The organism is Gordonia sp. VNK1, from assembly GCF_040049135.1.
In the GTDB taxonomy this organism is placed as follows: Bacteria; Actinomycetota; Actinomycetes; order Mycobacteriales; family Mycobacteriaceae; genus Gordonia; species Gordonia oleivorans.
Genome location: NZ_JBDZDJ010000003.1, coordinates 210614 through 225614 on the forward strand (window position 1 = coordinate 210614; position 15001 = coordinate 225614).

At 67.8% G+C, this 15001-nt stretch carries 18 protein-coding genes; 3 read left to right on the plus strand and 15 right to left on the minus strand.

All coding sequences use genetic code 11. The features are described from left to right. Positions 1 to 51: 51 nt before the first annotated feature. Positions 52 to 318 (plus strand): DUF2631 domain-containing protein, encoded by a 267-nt coding sequence (locus tag ABLE94_RS04845; protein WP_348803426.1) that lies wholly within the window; start codon positions 52 to 54, stop codon positions 316 to 318. A 91-nt stretch (positions 319 to 409) separates the two neighbouring features. Here ABLE94_RS04845 and rlmN read toward each other — a convergent pair whose 3' ends face one another. Then, entirely contained in the window at positions 410 to 1516 is a 1107-nt protein-coding gene (gene rlmN / locus ABLE94_RS04850; RefSeq protein ID WP_348803424.1) for a dual-specificity RNA methyltransferase RlmN, read from the minus strand. Positions 1517 to 1546: 30 nt separating this feature from the next. On the opposite strand from rlmN, the gene ABLE94_RS04855 reads away from it, so the two are divergent. Continuing rightward, a complete protein-coding gene (locus tag ABLE94_RS04855; RefSeq protein WP_348803422.1) occupies positions 1547 to 1927 on the plus strand; it encodes a LapA family protein in 381 nt (126 codons plus the stop codon). A 32-nt stretch (positions 1928 to 1959) separates the two neighbouring features. Here the strand turns inward: ABLE94_RS04855 and ABLE94_RS04860 are convergent, their stop codons facing one another. From ABLE94_RS04860 to rpsB, 5 genes are all read right to left on the minus strand, one after another. Beyond that, positions 1960 to 2877 (minus strand): phosphatidate cytidylyltransferase, encoded by a 918-nt coding sequence (locus ABLE94_RS04860; protein ID WP_348803421.1) that lies wholly within the window; start codon positions 2875 to 2877, stop codon positions 1960 to 1962. Positions 2878 to 2990: 113 nt separating this feature from the next. Beyond that, the gene (gene frr / locus ABLE94_RS04865) at positions 2991 to 3548 is read right to left on the minus strand and encodes a ribosome recycling factor (RefSeq protein ID WP_348803420.1); all 558 of its coding nucleotides are present in this window, start codon (positions 3546 to 3548) and stop codon (positions 2991 to 2993) included. Positions 3549 to 3603: 55 nt separating this feature from the next. Then, on the minus strand, positions 3604 to 4344 hold the full coding sequence (gene pyrH / locus ABLE94_RS04870) for a UMP kinase (protein ID WP_348803418.1): 741 nt from the start codon (positions 4342 to 4344) through the stop codon (positions 3604 to 3606). 166 nt (positions 4345 to 4510) lie between these two features. After that, a complete protein-coding gene (tsf, locus tag ABLE94_RS04875; protein WP_348803417.1) occupies positions 4511 to 5335 on the minus strand; it encodes a translation elongation factor Ts in 825 nt (274 codons plus the stop codon). Positions 5336 to 5433: 98 nt separating this feature from the next. Then, the gene (rpsB, locus tag ABLE94_RS04880) at positions 5434 to 6243 is read right to left on the minus strand and encodes a 30S ribosomal protein S2 (protein WP_348803415.1); all 810 of its coding nucleotides are present in this window, start codon (positions 6241 to 6243) and stop codon (positions 5434 to 5436) included. Between the two features lie 442 nt (positions 6244 to 6685). On the opposite strand from rpsB, the gene ABLE94_RS04885 reads away from it, so the two are divergent. Continuing rightward, on the plus strand, positions 6686 to 7225 hold the full coding sequence (locus tag ABLE94_RS04885) for a M23 family metallopeptidase (RefSeq protein WP_348808268.1): 540 nt from the start codon (positions 6686 to 6688) through the stop codon (positions 7223 to 7225). Between the two features lie 23 nt (positions 7226 to 7248). On the opposite strand, the gene ABLE94_RS04890 is transcribed toward ABLE94_RS04885, so the two are convergent. The 9 genes from ABLE94_RS04890 to rplS form a co-directional block, all read right to left on the minus strand. Further along, positions 7249 to 8169 carry a tyrosine recombinase XerC gene (locus tag ABLE94_RS04890; RefSeq protein ID WP_348803414.1) on the minus strand — a complete coding sequence of 307 codons (921 nt, stop codon included), beginning with the start codon at positions 8167 to 8169 and terminating at the stop codon, positions 7249 to 7251. Between the two features lie 94 nt (positions 8170 to 8263). Next, complete coding sequence (locus ABLE94_RS04895; RefSeq protein WP_348808169.1) at positions 8264 to 9157, minus strand: siderophore-interacting protein; 894 nt, start codon at positions 9155 to 9157, stop codon at positions 8264 to 8266. Positions 9158 to 9268: 111 nt separating this feature from the next. After that, complete coding sequence (gene dprA, locus ABLE94_RS04900; protein WP_348803411.1) at positions 9269 to 10396, minus strand: DNA-processing protein DprA; 1128 nt, start codon at positions 10394 to 10396, stop codon at positions 9269 to 9271. Further along, positions 10393 to 11964, minus strand: a complete 1572-nt coding sequence (locus tag ABLE94_RS04905; protein WP_348803410.1) for a YifB family Mg chelatase-like AAA ATPase — start codon at positions 11962 to 11964, stop codon at positions 10393 to 10395. Before ABLE94_RS04905 ends, dprA begins: the two co-directional genes overlap by 4 nt. Beyond that, complete coding sequence (locus tag ABLE94_RS04910) at positions 11945 to 12358, minus strand: YraN family protein (RefSeq protein ID WP_348803408.1); 414 nt, start codon at positions 12356 to 12358, stop codon at positions 11945 to 11947. The genes ABLE94_RS04905 and ABLE94_RS04910 overlap by 20 nt, the downstream gene beginning before the upstream one ends. Before the next feature lie 203 nt (positions 12359 to 12561). Continuing rightward, positions 12562 to 12873 (minus strand): DUF2469 domain-containing protein, encoded by a 312-nt coding sequence (locus ABLE94_RS04915; RefSeq protein ID WP_348803407.1) that lies wholly within the window; start codon positions 12871 to 12873, stop codon positions 12562 to 12564. Beyond that, entirely contained in the window at positions 12870 to 13568 is a 699-nt protein-coding gene (locus tag ABLE94_RS04920) for a ribonuclease HII (protein ID WP_348803406.1), read from the minus strand. Before ABLE94_RS04920 ends, ABLE94_RS04915 begins: the two co-directional genes overlap by 4 nt. Positions 13569 to 13606: 38 nt before the next feature. Next, complete coding sequence (gene lepB, locus ABLE94_RS04925) at positions 13607 to 14464, minus strand: signal peptidase I (protein ID WP_348803405.1); 858 nt, start codon at positions 14462 to 14464, stop codon at positions 13607 to 13609. Positions 14465 to 14482: 18 nt separating this feature from the next. Next, a complete protein-coding gene (gene rplS / locus ABLE94_RS04930; protein WP_348803404.1) occupies positions 14483 to 14824 on the minus strand; it encodes a 50S ribosomal protein L19 in 342 nt (113 codons plus the stop codon). Between the last annotated feature and the right edge of the window lie 177 nt (positions 14825 to 15001).

The window sequence follows — 15001 nt, forward strand, 5'->3', positions numbered from 1 at the left end:
ACCGTCGAAGATCCCTCCGGGGGCTTCGGCGCCCGCAGTGAGGAGCCAGGCGTGGCAAGCACCGATGTGGAGCACAGCGAGGACATCGACACCGGTTGGGTGCACGAACCCGCCGATGCGCCGTCGGCGCGGTTCGGTTGGCACGGCACCGCGACGAAGACCTTCTACATCGCCGGTTGGCTGAGCGTGATCCTGCTGCTGCTCATGTTCTTCGGCAATCACGTGGGGCACGTCGAGGACATCTGGCTGGCCGTCTCCGCGGCGGTGCTGGCGGTCTTCCTCCTGCGTGCGATGTTCGCCAAGAAGAAGTGGAGTTAGCCCGCTCCTCCCAGACGTCACAGAGCCCGGCCGGTGATCACCGGCCGGGCTCTGGTCGTTCTTCCGGTCGTGTCGCCGGGCCCGGAGAGGTCTATTTCTCCTCGGCGGCGAGCTGACCGCAGGCCGCCGCGATCTCCTGCCCGCGGGTGTCGCGCACCGTGCAGGAGACACCCTGCTCGCGGACCCGTCGCACGAACTCCCGTTCCACCGGTTTGGGACTGGCGTCCCACTCCGAGCCCGGGGTCGGGTTCAGCGGGATGAGATTGACGTGGACCAGTGAACCGAGCGCCTTGTGCAGCTTCTCCCCCAGCATGTCGGCGCGCCACGGCTGGTCGTTGACGTCCCGGATGAGGGCGTACTCGATCGACACGCGACGACCGCTCGAGTCGGCGTAGTACCGCGCGGCGTCGAGGACCTCGGCCACCGACCACCGGTTGTTCACCGGGACCAGGGTGTCGCGTAGTTCGTCGTCGGGGGTGTGCAGGGACACGGCGAGGGTGACCGACAGTTTCTCGTCGGCCAGGCGCCGGATGGCCGGCGCCAGACCGACCGTCGACACCGTCACCGACCGCGCCGAGATCCCCAGCCCGGCGGGTGCCGGCGAGGTGATCTGGCGGACCGCGCTGACCACGCGCTTGTAGTTCGCGAGGGGCTCACCCATTCCCATGAACACGACGTTGGACAGTCGGCCCGGTTCGCCGAATTCGCCGTCGCGCAGCGCCCGTGCGGCGGCGCGCACCTGGTCGACGATCTCGCCGGTGGACAGGTTGCGGTCGAGGCCGCCCTGCCCGGTCGCGCAGAACGGGCAGGCCATGCCGCAGCCGGCCTGACTGGAGATACACAACGTGTTGCGGTCGGGATAGCGCATCAGCACGCTTTCCAGAAGGGTGCCGTCGTGCAGCCGCCACAGGGTCTTGCGGGTGCTGTCGTCGTCGCAGGAGATGTGCCGGACCGGGGTGAGGAGCTGCGGGAACAGCGCCGCGCCGACTTTGTCACGGGCGGCGGCGGGGAGGTCGGTCATCTCGTCGACGTCGCCGTTGAGGCGGCCGTAGTACTGGCGGGCGAGCTGATCGGCGCGGAATCGTGGGAGCCCGATCTCGCCGAGGGCCGCCACACGGTCCGCCGCGTCGAGATCGGCGAAGTGTGTCGGCGGACGCCCACGCTTGGGCGCGTCGAACACGAGTGGCAATGACGTCATAACGCCATTGTCGCATGTCATGATGGGTGCATGACGAGTCCCGATCCGCACGGTCCGGCGGCGCAGGATAGCTCTGCCGGAACCACCGACCCCGCCACCCCCGATGTGGACAGCCAAGCACTGCTCGACGAGCGCGACGCGCTGCGCAAACAAGTGAAAAAGGTCGAGCACACGCGGACCCGCGCCACCTTCATCGGGCTGGTGATCGGGGCCGTCATCACCGTCCTGCTCCTGGTCTTCATCCTGCAGAATCTCGACAAGCAGCAGATCACGTTCCTCGCGTGGCATGTCACGCTACCGATGGGCGTGAGTCTGCTCATCGCCGCCATCGCCGGTGCGTTGATCGTCGCGCTGGTCGGCGGACTCCGGATGATTCAGCTCAGCCGGGCCCTGAAGAAGGCAAAAAAGTAGAGGCCAAGAAGTAACCGTCGAGGCGGCGTCGTCTACAGCAGGGCGGTGAGGACCGCCCACACGATGAACGCCGACGGCAACAGCGAGTCCAGGCGATCCATGATGCCGCCGTGGCCGGGGAGCAGGGTTCCCATGTCCTTGATCGCGAGATCGCGTTTGATCTGCGATTCGACGAGGTCACCGAGGGTCGCACAGATCACCAGGACCGGCCCCAGGATGACGCCCACCCACCAGGCGTTGTCGAGCAACAGCATCACGCATCCGACCGCGCCCGCGGTCCCCACCACGAACGAGCCGACGAGGCCCTCCCACGACTTCTTCGGACTGATCGCCGGCGCCATCGGATGTTTGCCGAAGAGCACTCCCGCGGCGTAGCCGCCCACGTCGGAGCACACCACCACGACCATCAGGGTGGCGACGCGGGCGGCCCCGTGATCCTGGGTGACCATCACGACGCCGAACGAGGCCAACAGTGGGAGCCACGCCAGCACCAGGATCGACACGGCGAGGTTGCGCAGATAGTTTTCCGGCGCGTGAGTGATGCCCTGCGACAACAGTTTCCACACCATCAGCACGAGCACGGTCGCGACGAATGCCACCAGGATGCCGGTCGTTCCCCACGGCCAGCTCGACCACACGATGGCCTGCCCACCGATCAGCAGCGGCCAGAACGCGACGTCATAGCCGCCGCCGCGGAGCCGTTTGGTGACCTCCCAGGTGGCGATCGCGAAGGCCACCGAGACGACGCCGTACCAGACCATGGGTGCGAACAGCAGGATGAGGATGATGGAGACACCCAGGGTCACACCGACCCCGATGGCCGCCGGCAGATCCCGACCGGCGCGTGACTTCTTCGGGGCCGATGCCGACGGATCCGCAGGTGATCCGGCCTCCCGACCCTCCGAAGATCCGTCCGTCCCCGACGGCTGCGCCGACGATTCGTGTGGCATTGCTGTGGTGTCCGCCTGTCATCTCCGTTGAGTCGAGGTGCGTCGCGAGGTTGAGGTGTTGGGTTCGAGGTCGTCGGGTCCCCGGGTCCCGACTCACCAGGGGTTCGCGATCCTCACACCTCGAGGAGTTCGGACTCCTTGTGCTTGACCAGCTCGTCGACCTGATGAACGTAGTCGGCGGTGGTCTTGTCGATTTCCTTCTCGGCCCGCACGACCTCGTCCTCGCCGGCCTCGCCGTCCTTCTGGATGCGCTTGAGCTCGTCGACGGCCTTGCGCCGGACGTTGCGGATGGCGACCTTCGCGTCCTCACCCTTGCCCTTGGCCTGCTTGACGAGGTCCTTGCGCCGATCCTCGGTGAGCTGCGGGATCGACACCCGGATCAGCGAACCGTCGTTGGTCGGGTTGACCCCGAGATCGGAGTTGCGGATCGCGGTCTCGATGTCGCGGAGGGTCGACGCCTCGTAGGGCTTGATGACCACCAGTCGGGCCTCGGGGGTGGTGATGCCGGCCACCTGCGTGATCGGGGTGATGGCGCCGTAGTACTCGATGGTGACCTTGTTGAACATCGCCGGATTGGCTCGGCCGGTCCGGATGGAGCCCATGTCGTCCTTGGCGACGGCAACGGCCTTCTCCATCTTCTCTTCGGCATCGAGCAAGGTGTCGTCGATCATGTGTTGAGTTCCCTGGTTCTGGTGTGTGGTGGGTGGTCGCGAAGGTGTGTGGGGCTCAGGTGCTCACGAGTGTCCCGATCGGTTCACCGGCCACCGCCCGGGCGATGTTGCCCCGCTCCAGCAGATTGAACACCAGGATCGGCATCTTGTTGTCCATGCAGAGGCTGAACGCGGTCGCGTCGGCGACCTTGAGTTCGCGGTCGAGGACCTCGCGGTGACTGATCTCGCGGAACAGGGTCGCGTCGGGATCGACCTTCGGGTCGGCGCTGTAGACACCGTCGACGGCCTTGGCCATCAGCACCACCTCGGCCTTGATCTCGAGGGCGCGCTGCGCGGCGGTGGTGTCGGTGGAGAAGTACGGCATGCCCATACCGGCGCCGAAGATGACGACCCGGCCCTTCTCGAGGTGACGCTGTGCCCGCAACGGCAGGTACGGCTCGGCGACCTGACCCATCGTGATGGCCGTCTGGACTCGCGTGGTGACCCCGCGCTTCTCCAGGAAGTCCTGCAGCGCAAGGCAATTCATGACGGTCCCGAGCATGCCCATGTAGTCCGAGCGGGCCCGGTCCAGGCCGCGCTGCTGCAGTTCGGCGCCGCGGAAGAAGTTGCCGCCGCCGATGACGACGGCCACCTGCGCCCCGGATTCCACCACTTCGGCGATCTGATCGGCGACGGTGGCCACCACATCGGGATCCAGTCCGACCTCTCCCCCGCCGAACATCTCACCGCCGAGCTTGAGGAGCACCCGGTGGAAACCGGAACGCTCGGACTGCTGGGGATCAGGGGATTGCATCATCTACTTCCTCACTGACAGCCGACGGTGGTGGGCCGCATGCGATCCGCGCGGGCGGTGCACACGACCTTCTCGAATCATCTTAGGGCGTGCCCGATTGCCGCCCTGACGCGACGACCCCGTGTCCACGAGAAGTGCGGACACGGGGTCGTCGTGCGATCAGGGCCGATCAGGCCTGGCCGACCTCGAAGCGGGTGAAACCGTTGACGGTCACACCGGCCTCGTCGAGGAGTGCCTTGACGGTCTTCTTGGAGTCCTGCACCGACGGCTGGTCGAGCAGCACGACATCCTTGTAGAAGCCGTTGACGCGACCTTCGACGATCTTGGGCAGTGCCTTCTCCGGCTTGCCCTCGGCCTTCGCGGTCTCCTCGGCGATGCGACGCTCGTTCTCGATGATGTCGGCGGGGACCTCATCGCGGGTGGCGTAGCGCGCCTTGAGCGCGGCGACCTGCATGGCGGCGCCACGTGCGGCCTCGGCCGCAGCGTCGCCCTCACCGGTGTAGGACACCAGCACACCGACGGCCGGCGGGAGATCCGAGGCACGCTTGTGCAGGTAGATCGCGACCGGGCCGTCGTAGTAGGCGACGCGACGCAGTTCGAGCTTCTCGCCGATCTTGGCCGAGAGTGCCTGGACGGCGTCGGCGACGGTCCCGTCGCCGAGCTTGGCGGCCTTGAGTTCGTCGACGTCGCTGGTCTTGGCGGCGATCGCGGCCTCCACGACCTGGTCGGCGAGCGCCTGGAACTCGGCGTTCTTGGCGACGAAGTCGGTCTCGGAGTTGATCTCCACCATGACGCCGTCGCGAGCGGCGACGAGACCCTCGGCGGTGGACCGCTCGGCACGCTTGCCGACGTCCTTGGCGCCCTTGATGCGCAGTTCCTCGACGGCCTTGTCGAAGTCACCGTCGTTGTTCTCGAGGGCCTTCTTGCAGTCCATCATTCCGGAGCCGGTGAGCTCGCGGAGACGCTTCACGTCCGCTGCGGTGTAGTTCGCCATCGTTGGCGAGCCTCCTTTAGGAAAGAGTGTCGATGTGTCTGGTGACCTGCGCGCCCGAGATACCGGGCGCGCAGGTCGACGACGTGGACCCGATCAGGTCAGGACGCCGGGGTGGCGCCACCCTCGGCGGGTGCGGCCGCCTGGGTCAGCAGTTCCTGCTCCCACTCGGCGAGCGGCTCGCCGCCACCGGCCTCCGGCTTGGAGTCGTCGGAGGACTGGCCGGCGCGGGCCTGGACGCCTTCGGCGACGGCCGAGGCGACCACGCGGGTGAGCAGGGCGGCACTGCGGATGGCGTCGTCGTTGCCCGGGATCGGGTAGTCGACGAGGTCGGGGTCGCAGTTGGTGTCGAGGATCGCGATGACCGGGATGTTGAGCTTGCGTGCCTCACCGACAGCAATGTGCTCCTTGTTGGTGTCCACCACCCAAATGGCAGACGGCACCTTGGCCATATCGCGGATACCACCGAGTGTCCGCTCGAGCTTGTTCTTCTCGCGGGTCAGCATCAGGATTTCCTTCTTGGTGCGACCCTCGAAGCCACCGGTCTGCTCCATGGTCTCGAGTTCCTTGAGACGCTGCAGACGCTTGTGCACGGTCTGGAAGTTGGTGAGCATGCCACCGAGCCAACGCTGGTTGACGTACGGCATGCCGACGCGGGTGGCCTCGGCGGCGATGGATTCCTGGGCCTGCTTCTTGGTGCCGACGAACAGGATGGTGCCGCCGTGGGCGACGGTCTCCTTGACGAACTCGTACGCCTTGTCGATGTAGGTCAGCGTCTGCTGCAGGTCGATGATGTAGATGCCGTTGCGGTCGGTGAAGATGAATCGCTTCATCTTCGGGTTCCAACGGCGGGTCTGATGCCCGAAGTGTGCGCCGCTGTCCAGCAGCTGCTTCATGGTTACGACAGCCATGAGTGTGTTCATTCCTTTGTGCGCAGTTGACGTCGACACCGGGTGGCGTCGACCCTGGCGTCTGCGTCCACGCGGACCCGGGAGACCGGGACCGCCGCGCGGAGGTTGTTCGGGGCCGCAGTGCGGCGACCGGGTGCAGACGCGCGAAGTCACCCCGCCGAAGCGAGGTGCTCTGGCAAGTCTACGCGCGCGCATGCCGGTCTCCAAAAAGCCCGAGAACTCCCCGAAATTTCTCGGCCCGCGATGGAGCCGAATGGCCCCGGCGTGCGTCTGATCTGTTGTGACCCGTTCTGCAGATTCTGCGACATGGCGTGAGACCGCGCATCTCGGCGCCGACGACCGTGATGACGACGATGCCGTGACGCCGCCACGACCACGACGAGCGGTGGGCCTGATCCGGCATCTGACGGCGGTGCTCGTCGAGCTGCTGGTCGTCGCGTCGATGATGCTGGTGGTGCCCGGTGTCGTCGGTGCCGCCCCGACCCCGGTGTCCCAAATCCCGGTGTCCCCGACCCCGGTGTCCCAAATCCCGGTGTCCCAGATCCCGGTGTCACCGCGCGGTTACTCGGCGCCGCTGTCCCCGCGGCCGACGGTGGTCCGCGGCTTCGACAATCCCCCGCAGCGGTGGCAACCCGGTCACCGTGGAGTCGATCTGGCGGCGCCGGCGGGTGCGGTGATCCGGGCGGCCGGCGACGGTGTGATCCGGTTCGCCGGGATCGTCGCAGGTAAACCGTCGGTGTCGATCGAGCACGGTGACGGCGTGATCACCACCTACGAGCCGGTGCGCGCGAGCGTGCGACGGGGCACCCTGGTGCGGCGCGGTGAGCCGATCGGCATCCTCGAATCCGGTCATCCCGGCTGCGCCGCGGCCGCCTGCCTGCACTGGGGCGCGCGACGCGGGGCCGGTCACGCGGCGCAGTATCTCGATCCGCTGGCGTTGCTGGGTGCGGTCCGGGTGCGGCTCAAGCCGCTCGACGGGTGAGACCGTGCCCTATGCCGTATGCCCTATGCCCGCGGATGCGCCTGCCGGTGGGCGGCGCGTAGCCGTTCGACGCTGACGTGGGTGTAGATCTGGGTCGTCGCCAGCGACGAATGTCCCAGGAGTTCCTGCACGACACGGAGATCCGCACCGCCCTCGAGGAGATGCGTCGCGGCGCTGTGGCGCAGACCGTGGGGTCCCATGTGCGGGCCGCCGGCCGCGGCGACCGCCGAGGAGACGACCGCCCGCGCGACCCGCTGGTTGAGTCGGCCGCCCCGGGCACCGAGCAGCAGGGCCGACCCGGAGGCGGCGGTCGCCAGCGCGGGCCGTCCGACGGCAAGCCACCGCTGCAACGCGCGCGCGGCGGGCGCACCGTAGGGCACACTGCGCTGCTTGTCCCCCTTGCCGATGACCCGCAGCACCGCTCGCGCGTCGTCGACGTCGGCGAGGTCGAGACCGCACAACTCGCCCACCCGGATTCCGCTGGCGTAGAGCAGCTCGGTGATCACGCGGTCACGCAGCACGATCGGATCGTCGGGGCCGGCGTCGCCCTGGGAGTCGTCGGCACCCGATACGGCGGTGCCGGCGGCGACCGTCGCCGCCTGTTCGGCGGTGAGCACGGCAGGCAACCTCCGGTGCGCCTTCGGGGCCTGCAGCCGGGTGGCCGGGTCCGCGCCGAGAATCCCTTCGCGAACGGCCCACGCGCAGAACGTCTTTGCCGAGGACACCTGTCGGGCGACCGTTGTCCGCGCGGCTCCCCGACGGGTGTGGTCGGCCAGCCAGGCGCGTAACAGCGCCAGATCGATGTCGCCGACGGGTACGCCGCGCACGCCCGCGAAGCTGATCAGGCCGCGCAGATCACCGGTGTACGCACGGATCGTGTGCTCGCTGAGTCCACGCTCGAAGCGCAGATACCGCGCGAATTCCGACACCACCGACTCGGTCATCACCCCAGCACACCCACCGCGCCGCACTCACGCAACCGCACACGCGACGCCGTTGCCGGATCGGTACGACCGCCCGATCGTCCTCGCGCCCGGTTCAGCGCACCAGATTGCGGAGGCGCTGCCCGACGCCGACCTTCTGCTCCCCCTCTTCGGTGGCGCGCAGATCGGCCTTCCATTCGCGGAAGCCCTCCTCGGTGCGGCCGCGGCGCCAGTATCCGGAAATGGACGCATTCTTCGCGCCCACACCACGTTCCTTGCGGATGTAGGCACGCAGATTGTGCATCACCGCCTGCGCCTCCCCGTGGATGAAGACCTGCGGCTCACCGTCGAGCCACTGCGCGCCGCGGACCGCGGCGATCAGCGGGGCGTTGTCCCCGGCACGATCGTCGCCGACCTCACCGGCACCGCCACCCCGATGCACCCAGGTGATCTGCGCCCCGGCGGGGGCGACGAGATCGATCTCGTCCTCGGGACCGGCGACCTCGATGAACACCCGCGCGGTCGCGTCGGCCGGCAGTGCTTCCAGCGCTGCTGCCACCGCGGGCAATCCCGCCTCATCGCAGGCGAGCAGATGCCAGGGTGCGTCCGGGTTCGGGTGATAACCGCTGCCCGGCCCGAGGAACCGCACGACAGTTCCCGGCTCGACCGAGGCCGCCCACGGTCCGGCGAGCCCCTCGTCGCCGTGCACCACGAAGTCGACGAGCAGTTCCCGGCGTTCGGCGTCGACCTTGCGGACCGTGTAGGTGCGCAACGTCGGCTGCTGCTCGGTGGGCAACGACCGCGACGCGCGCGGATCGAAATCCTCCGGGAACTCCACGCCCTCGGGCATGAAGATCAGCTTGATGTACATGTCGGTCTCGGGCAGACCGTCCTTGCCGACGGCCGGCAGGAAGTCGTCGAACCCTTCTCCGCCGAAGAACAGCCGCACCATGTGCGGCGTCACCTGCTCACGTCGCAGGACGGTCATCGTATTCACTCGCTTGGCCATGCAGACCTCCTTCTCCCGAACCAGCGTACGCCGAGTTAGGTTTACCTAACTGGGCGGCGGTTGGCTTCTCGCAGAAAGCGCACACCGAACACCCACACCCGTGGCACGGCCTCACGCCAGTCGCCACGTACTGCCGTCGGTGCCGACCAGTCCCCCGAGTTCCATCATCACCAGGGCCACCCGGGTGGCATCGATCTCGACACCCGCGGAGAATGCGATCTCCTCCAGGGTGGCCCCGCCGCGACCGGGAATGGCGTCGTGCACCAGTTTCTGTTGCGCGGTCAGACCGTCGGTGGGCCGGGCCGCACCGTGATCGGGTACCCCCAGGCCGTCCGGGCGGACCACCGAGACCAGCGCGTCGACGTCGGCGATGAGGGCGGCACGGCCATCGGCGATCATCTCGTGACATCCCACCGACGTCGCCGAGGTGACCGGTCCGGGTACCGCACCCAATGGACGTCCCAGCTTGCAGGCCCAGGCCGCGGTGCTCACCGCCCCGGACCGCGCACCCGCCTCGACCACCAGTACCGCCGACGACAGGGCCGCGACCAGGCGATTTCGCGCCAGAAACCGGTGCCGGGCGGCCGTCGTCCCGGGCGTGTACTCCGACACGATCAGCCCACTCTCGGCGATCGCGGCCAGCAGCCGCGAATGTGCGGCCGGATAGTCCCGGTCGATGCCACAGGCCATGACGGCCATCGTCGCGCCGTCACACGCGAGCGCGGCACGGTGAGCGGCGACGTCGACGCCGTAGGCCGCACCCGAGACGATGCCCCACCCACGGGACACCAACTGCTCGGTCAGGGTGCCGGTGACGTGGGTGCCGTAGTCCGACGCCGCGCGGGACCCCACCACGGCGATGGATTGCTCGGCGAAGTCGTCCAGTCGCCGAGGACCGCGTACCCACAGCGCCAACGGCATTCCCCCCGCGGATGCCGTGTCCGCCTGATCCAATGCGAGCAGGGAGAATCCCGGCCACTCGTCGTCGTCCGGGGTCACCAGCCGCGCCCCCACGGCGTCGGCGGCCGCCAGCGCCTGCTCCGGACGGACGGCCGCCGCCCGCGATGCGGTCGGCTTGAGCACCGCCCGGTGTGCCGTGGGAACCATTCGGGTGCGGATGGCCTCGGCCGCCGCCTCGGCCCCGATGTCGGCCACCAGCGCACCCACCGCGCGGCACGGCGGCTCGGCCACCGCCACCAGATAGGCCCATGCGGCGCGTTCGGAATCATTGCTCGTCATCGATGGATTCCCCGGTCACGGTAGTGAAGGGCCTGTGCCACTTCGTTTTCTGCGGGCACGGTCTGCCCGGACAGGTCAGCGAGTGTCCAGGCGACCCGCAATGCGCGGTCGGCGCCACGGGCGGTGAGCCGGCCGTCGCGCATCGCCAGTTCGAGGGGTCGCGTCGCCGCCGGCGGGAGACGGAACTCGCGTCGCAGCAGTGGTCCCGGTACCTCGGTGTTGGTGCGGAAGCCGCGCCCACTCCACCGCTCGGCCGCCGCTTCCCGGGCGGCCGCGACGCGCGCCCGGATGTCGGCACTCGATTCCCCGGTGTCGGTGGTCAGTGCCGCATTGCCCGGGGGATCCATGCGCACCCGGATGTCCACCCGATCCATCAACGGCCCGGACAACTTGCCCAGGTAGCGACGCCGCGTCACCGAACTGCAGACGCACTCGACGTCACGGACCGGGGCACACGGACACGGGTTGGCGGCCAGCACGAGCTGGAAACGCGCCGGATACACCGCGACCCCGTCGCGGCGGGTCACCCGCACCTCGCCCTCCTCGAGCGGTTGACGGAGCGAATCGAGGACCTTGGTGCCCATCTCCGCGCACTCGTCGAGGAACAGCACTCCCCGATGCGCCAGCGAGACGACACCCGGGCGGGCCATGCCGGTTCCGCCGCCGAGCATCGCCGTGAGCGAGATGCTGTGGTGGGGGTCGATGAACGGCGGTTCGACGACCAGCGGCGAGCCGGGCGACAGCGCACCCGCGATCGAGTGAATCGCGGTGACCTGCAGGGACTCGTCGGTCGACAGTGGCGGCAGAATCCCCGGCAGCCGACGCGCCAGCATCGTCTTGCCGATCCCGGGCGGACCGGTCATCAGGACGTGATGCCCTCCGGCGGCGGCGATCTCGAGAGCGTGCCGGGCCTGTGCCTGACCCGCCACATCGGCCATGTCCGCCGGTATCCGCGACGGCGATTGCCGCGGCGTCGCGTCGTCGACGGTGTCGAGCACATGGTTGCCGGCGAGCCACCGCACGACCTCGGCGAGGTTGTGCGCGCCACCCACCTCGATCCCCGAGACCAGGGTCGCCTCGGCGATGTTGGCCATCGGCACCACCACCGCGGCCATGCCCGCGGCGCGGGCCTCGATCACCGCGGGCAGCACACCCCGCACCGGCCGGAGGCTGCCGTCGAGTGCGAGTTCACCCACCAGCACGGTGCGACCGAGCCTGGCCGTCGGCGCCCGTTTGATCGCGGCGAGCACCGCGACCGCCATCGCGAGGTCGTAGGTGGAACCCCGTTTGGGCATTTCGGCCGGCGACAGGCTGATCGTCACCTTCATGTCGGGGAACGAGAATCCCGAGTTGTTGATCGCCGAACGGATGCGTTCCTTGGCCTCGCGCAGCGACGAATCCACGCTGCCGGAGATCGTCACGCCGGGCAGGCCGTGCCCGACATTGGCCTGCACCTCGACCGGCGATGCCTCGAAGGCGTTGAGCCCCACGGAGTTCGTGCACCCGAGCATCCGTGAGGACTCCTCATCCTCATTCCGCGATGGGTCCTCACTCCACGATGTTGACATGGTGCCGCACCCGCGCGCCGTCGGCCGACATCGGATGTGCCGGATCGAGTTGGATGGAGATGATGTCGAATCGGATCTGCTCCCAGTGCCGATCCTGCTGCGCCAACCACATGCGCGTCAGCCGTCGCATCCGCATCAGTTTGTCGCGGGTCACCGCCGCCACCGGATCGTTGAAGATCCGCGAGGCGCGGGTCTTGACCTCGACGACCACCAGTCGGCGTCCGTCGGCCGCGATCAGGTCGAGTTCGCCATACCTGTTGCGCCAGTTGCGATCCAGAATGTTCCACCCGAGACCGCTGACGTAGTCGGCCGCGAGGTCTTCACCCAACCGCCCCACCCCGGCCCGGCGATTGGGCCGGCGATTGGGCCCGGGTCCCACCGATTGTGCTGTCATGTCCGACAGCATCACTCACCGCGCAGACCGGACCGCCCGGATGTCTGCCGCGACGGGCGATACCTGTGGATGACGGCGCTTCTGGGGATCACCGCCGGGATCAGACCCGCGGTTCAACCGGATCGGCGCACCTTCGGCGGACCATCAGACCGCAAAAGCGATACCCCTACAACGACTTTCGTCGCAATCGAGGCGATGTCAGATCACGGTTCGTCGGGCAGCCGCAGTTCGGACTTCTCCAGTTCCTCGATGTTGACGTCCTTGAAGGTCAGCACCCGGACCTGCTTGACGAAACGAGCCGGGCGGTACATGTCCCAGACCCACGCATCGCTCATCCTCAGCTCGAAGTAGATCTCACCCTCGGGGTTACGTGGCACGACCTCCACCGAGTTGGCGAGATAGAAACGGCGCTCGGTCTCGACGACGTACGTGAACTGACCGACGATGTCCTTGTACTCGCGGTACAGGGACAACTCCATCTCGGTTTCGTACTTCTCGAGATCCTCAGCACTCATCCTGTAAGCCTATCGCGCGACGTGTCGGCGGATGCGGCAGGAATGTCGCGACTGCGGGCGGCGACGTTGCGATACGACATCCGATGCTGGGGCGAGGGTCCGAGTTCGTCCAGGCAGCTCATGTGCAGTGCCGTGCTGTAGCCCTTGTGGATGGAAAAGGAGTACCCCGGCAGTTCGGAGTCCATCGCCACCATGATGCGGTCGCGGGTCACCTTCGCCAGGATGCTGGCCGCGGCGATGCAGGCGGCGGCGCCGTCACCGCCGATCACCGGCAGCGACGGGGCGGTCAGTCCGGGAACCGCGAACCCGTCGGACAGGACGTAGCCCGGAGTCACATCCAGACCGGCCACGGCGCGACGCATCCCCTCGATGTTGGCGACGTGGATGCCGATCCGATCGATCTCGTCGGCGTCGACGATCACCACCGACCAGGCGTCGGCGTATCGCGTGACCGAGCGATAGAGCTTCTCACGCGTTGACTCGGTGAGCTTCTTGGAGTCGTCGAGTTCCGACAACGACACGAGCTGGGTGGGTCGCAGCACGCACGCGGCCACCACCAGCGGCCCGGCGCACGCGCCGCGCCCGGCCTCGTCGACCCCGGCGACCGGACCGAGACCACTGCGATGCAGGGCGAACTCGAAGGTGCGCAGGCCCGCCGCGCGGCGGATCGGCAGACGGGGTGGCCAGCGACTCATCGTGGATCTGCTATCGACTCGCGGTCACTGCTGTGGGATCACTGCTGGGGGTTGACGGAGTCCACCCCGCCCATCCGGGAGAACGGGAAGATGATGAACTGCGTCTTGCCGCGGATATCGTCGACGGGGACGGTGCCGTCGCTGGTCTCGGTGATGTGGTAGCGCGAATCCGAGGAACGGGTGCGGTTGTCGCCCATCACGAACACGCTGTTCTCGGGCACCACGATCGGGCCGAAGTCCTTGCCGAGGCAGCTGTTGAGCTTCCCGTCCTCGCCGATGGCGGTCGGGGTCGCGGTGCCGTCGGCGAGGTTCTGCTCCTGCAGGGCCATGTCGACGTACGGCTCTGTGAGAACCTTGCCGTTGACCTTCACGCCGACGCCGTCGGCGTTGTGGCATTCGATGGTCTGACCGCCGGTGGCGATGATGCGTTTGACGTAGTCGTTCTCGTCGGGCGGCGCGAAGCCGAACCACGACAGGCCGTTCTGCAGTCCATGGATCACCGTATTGGAGGATCGGGGTGACACCCATCCGTCCTCGCCCCACGACTCGGGAACCTTGAACACCACGACGTCGCCGGGTGCGGGATCACCGAAGGTGTAGGACAGTTTGTCGACGAAGATCCGGTCGTTCGAGCAACCGGTGCAGCCGATCAGCGTCGGCTCCATCGACTCGGACGGGATGACGTATTGCCGTCCGATGAAGGTCTGCAGAATCCAGCTGATCAGCAGGACGCAGGCGACGATGATGATCGTCTCCCGCAGCAGGGAACCCTTCTTTTCCGGCTTGTCGCTCTTGGTGCGCCAGGGGCGGGACGCGGAGTCGGCGTCGACGGAATCGTCGTCGCGCGGGACCCGGTCCTCGCCGGCCTCATCGCCTCGGCGGTCAGTGTCAGCCACGTCGCCAGGGTAGACGCGTCAGCGCTTTTCCTTGATCTTGGCGGCCTTGCCGCGCAGATCGCGCAGGTAGTAGAGCTTGGCGCGACGCACATCACCGCGGGTCAGGACGTCGATCTTGGCGATGTTGGGGCTGTGCACCGGGAAGGTACGCTCCACGCCGACGCCGAAGGAGACCTTGCGGACGGTGAAGGTCTCGCGGACGCCACCACCCTGGCGACGGATCACGACGCCCTTGAAGACCTGGACACGTTCCTTGCTGCCCTCGATGACCTTGACGTGCACGTCGAGGGTGTCGCCGGGTCCGAATGCGGGGATGTCGTCGCGCAGGGACTGCTGGTCGAGGATGTCCAGGGTGTTCATGATGGTTGGTCCTTAGGGTGCTAGCTGCGAACAGAGGAACCTGGCGGCCCTCCCCCACCCGGATCACCCGGATCGGGGGCATGGGTTCGGCCGGTTCGTGCTCCGAGTCATGTGCGCGCCTGCTCGCGACCCCGACCGGGGGCCGTCGTCAGGCAACCCGACTATTGTGCCAGACCG

Bases quoted from the DNA above. Each gene is read 5' to 3' on its own strand.
- rlmN (WP_348803424.1), bottom strand. From the start codon at position 1,516: ATGACGTCATTGCCACTCGTGTTCGACGCGCCCAAGCGTGGGCGTCCG.
- ABLE94_RS04855 (WP_348803422.1), top strand. From the start codon at position 1,547: ATGACGAGTCCCGATCCGCACGGTCCGGCGGCGCAGGATAGCTCTGCC.
- ABLE94_RS04860 (WP_348803421.1), bottom strand. From the start codon at position 2,877: ATGCCACACGAATCGTCGGCGCAGCCGTCGGGGACGGACGGATCTTCG.
- frr (WP_348803420.1), bottom strand. From the start codon at position 3,548: ATGATCGACGACACCTTGCTCGATGCCGAAGAGAAGATGGAGAAGGCC.
- pyrH (WP_348803418.1), bottom strand. From the start codon at position 4,344: ATGATGCAATCCCCTGATCCCCAGCAGTCCGAGCGTTCCGGTTTCCAC.
- tsf (WP_348803417.1), bottom strand. From the start codon at position 5,335: ATGGCGAACTACACCGCAGCGGACGTGAAGCGTCTCCGCGAGCTCACC.
- rpsB (WP_348803415.1), bottom strand. From the start codon at position 6,243: ATGGCTGTCGTAACCATGAAGCAGCTGCTGGACAGCGGCGCACACTTC.
- ABLE94_RS04885 (WP_348808268.1), top strand. From the start codon at position 6,686: ATGATGCTGGTGGTGCCCGGTGTCGTCGGTGCCGCCCCGACCCCGGTG.
- ABLE94_RS04890 (WP_348803414.1), bottom strand. From the start codon at position 8,169: ATGACCGAGTCGGTGGTGTCGGAATTCGCGCGGTATCTGCGCTTCGAG.
- ABLE94_RS04895 (WP_348808169.1), bottom strand. From the start codon at position 9,157: ATGGCCAAGCGAGTGAATACGATGACCGTCCTGCGACGTGAGCAGGTG.
- dprA (WP_348803411.1), bottom strand. From the start codon at position 10,396: ATGACGAGCAATGATTCCGAACGCGCCGCATGGGCCTATCTGGTGGCG.
- ABLE94_RS04905 (WP_348803410.1), bottom strand. From the start codon at position 11,964: ATGTCAACATCGTGGAGTGAGGACCCATCGCGGAATGAGGATGAGGAG.
- ABLE94_RS04910 (WP_348803408.1), bottom strand. From the start codon at position 12,358: ATGACAGCACAATCGGTGGGACCCGGGCCCAATCGCCGGCCCAATCGC.
- ABLE94_RS04915 (WP_348803407.1), bottom strand. From the start codon at position 12,873: ATGAGTGCTGAGGATCTCGAGAAGTACGAAACCGAGATGGAGTTGTCC.
- ABLE94_RS04920 (WP_348803406.1), bottom strand. From the start codon at position 13,568: ATGAGTCGCTGGCCACCCCGTCTGCCGATCCGCCGCGCGGCGGGCCTG.
- rplS (WP_348803404.1), bottom strand. From the start codon at position 14,824: ATGAACACCCTGGACATCCTCGACCAGCAGTCCCTGCGCGACGACATC.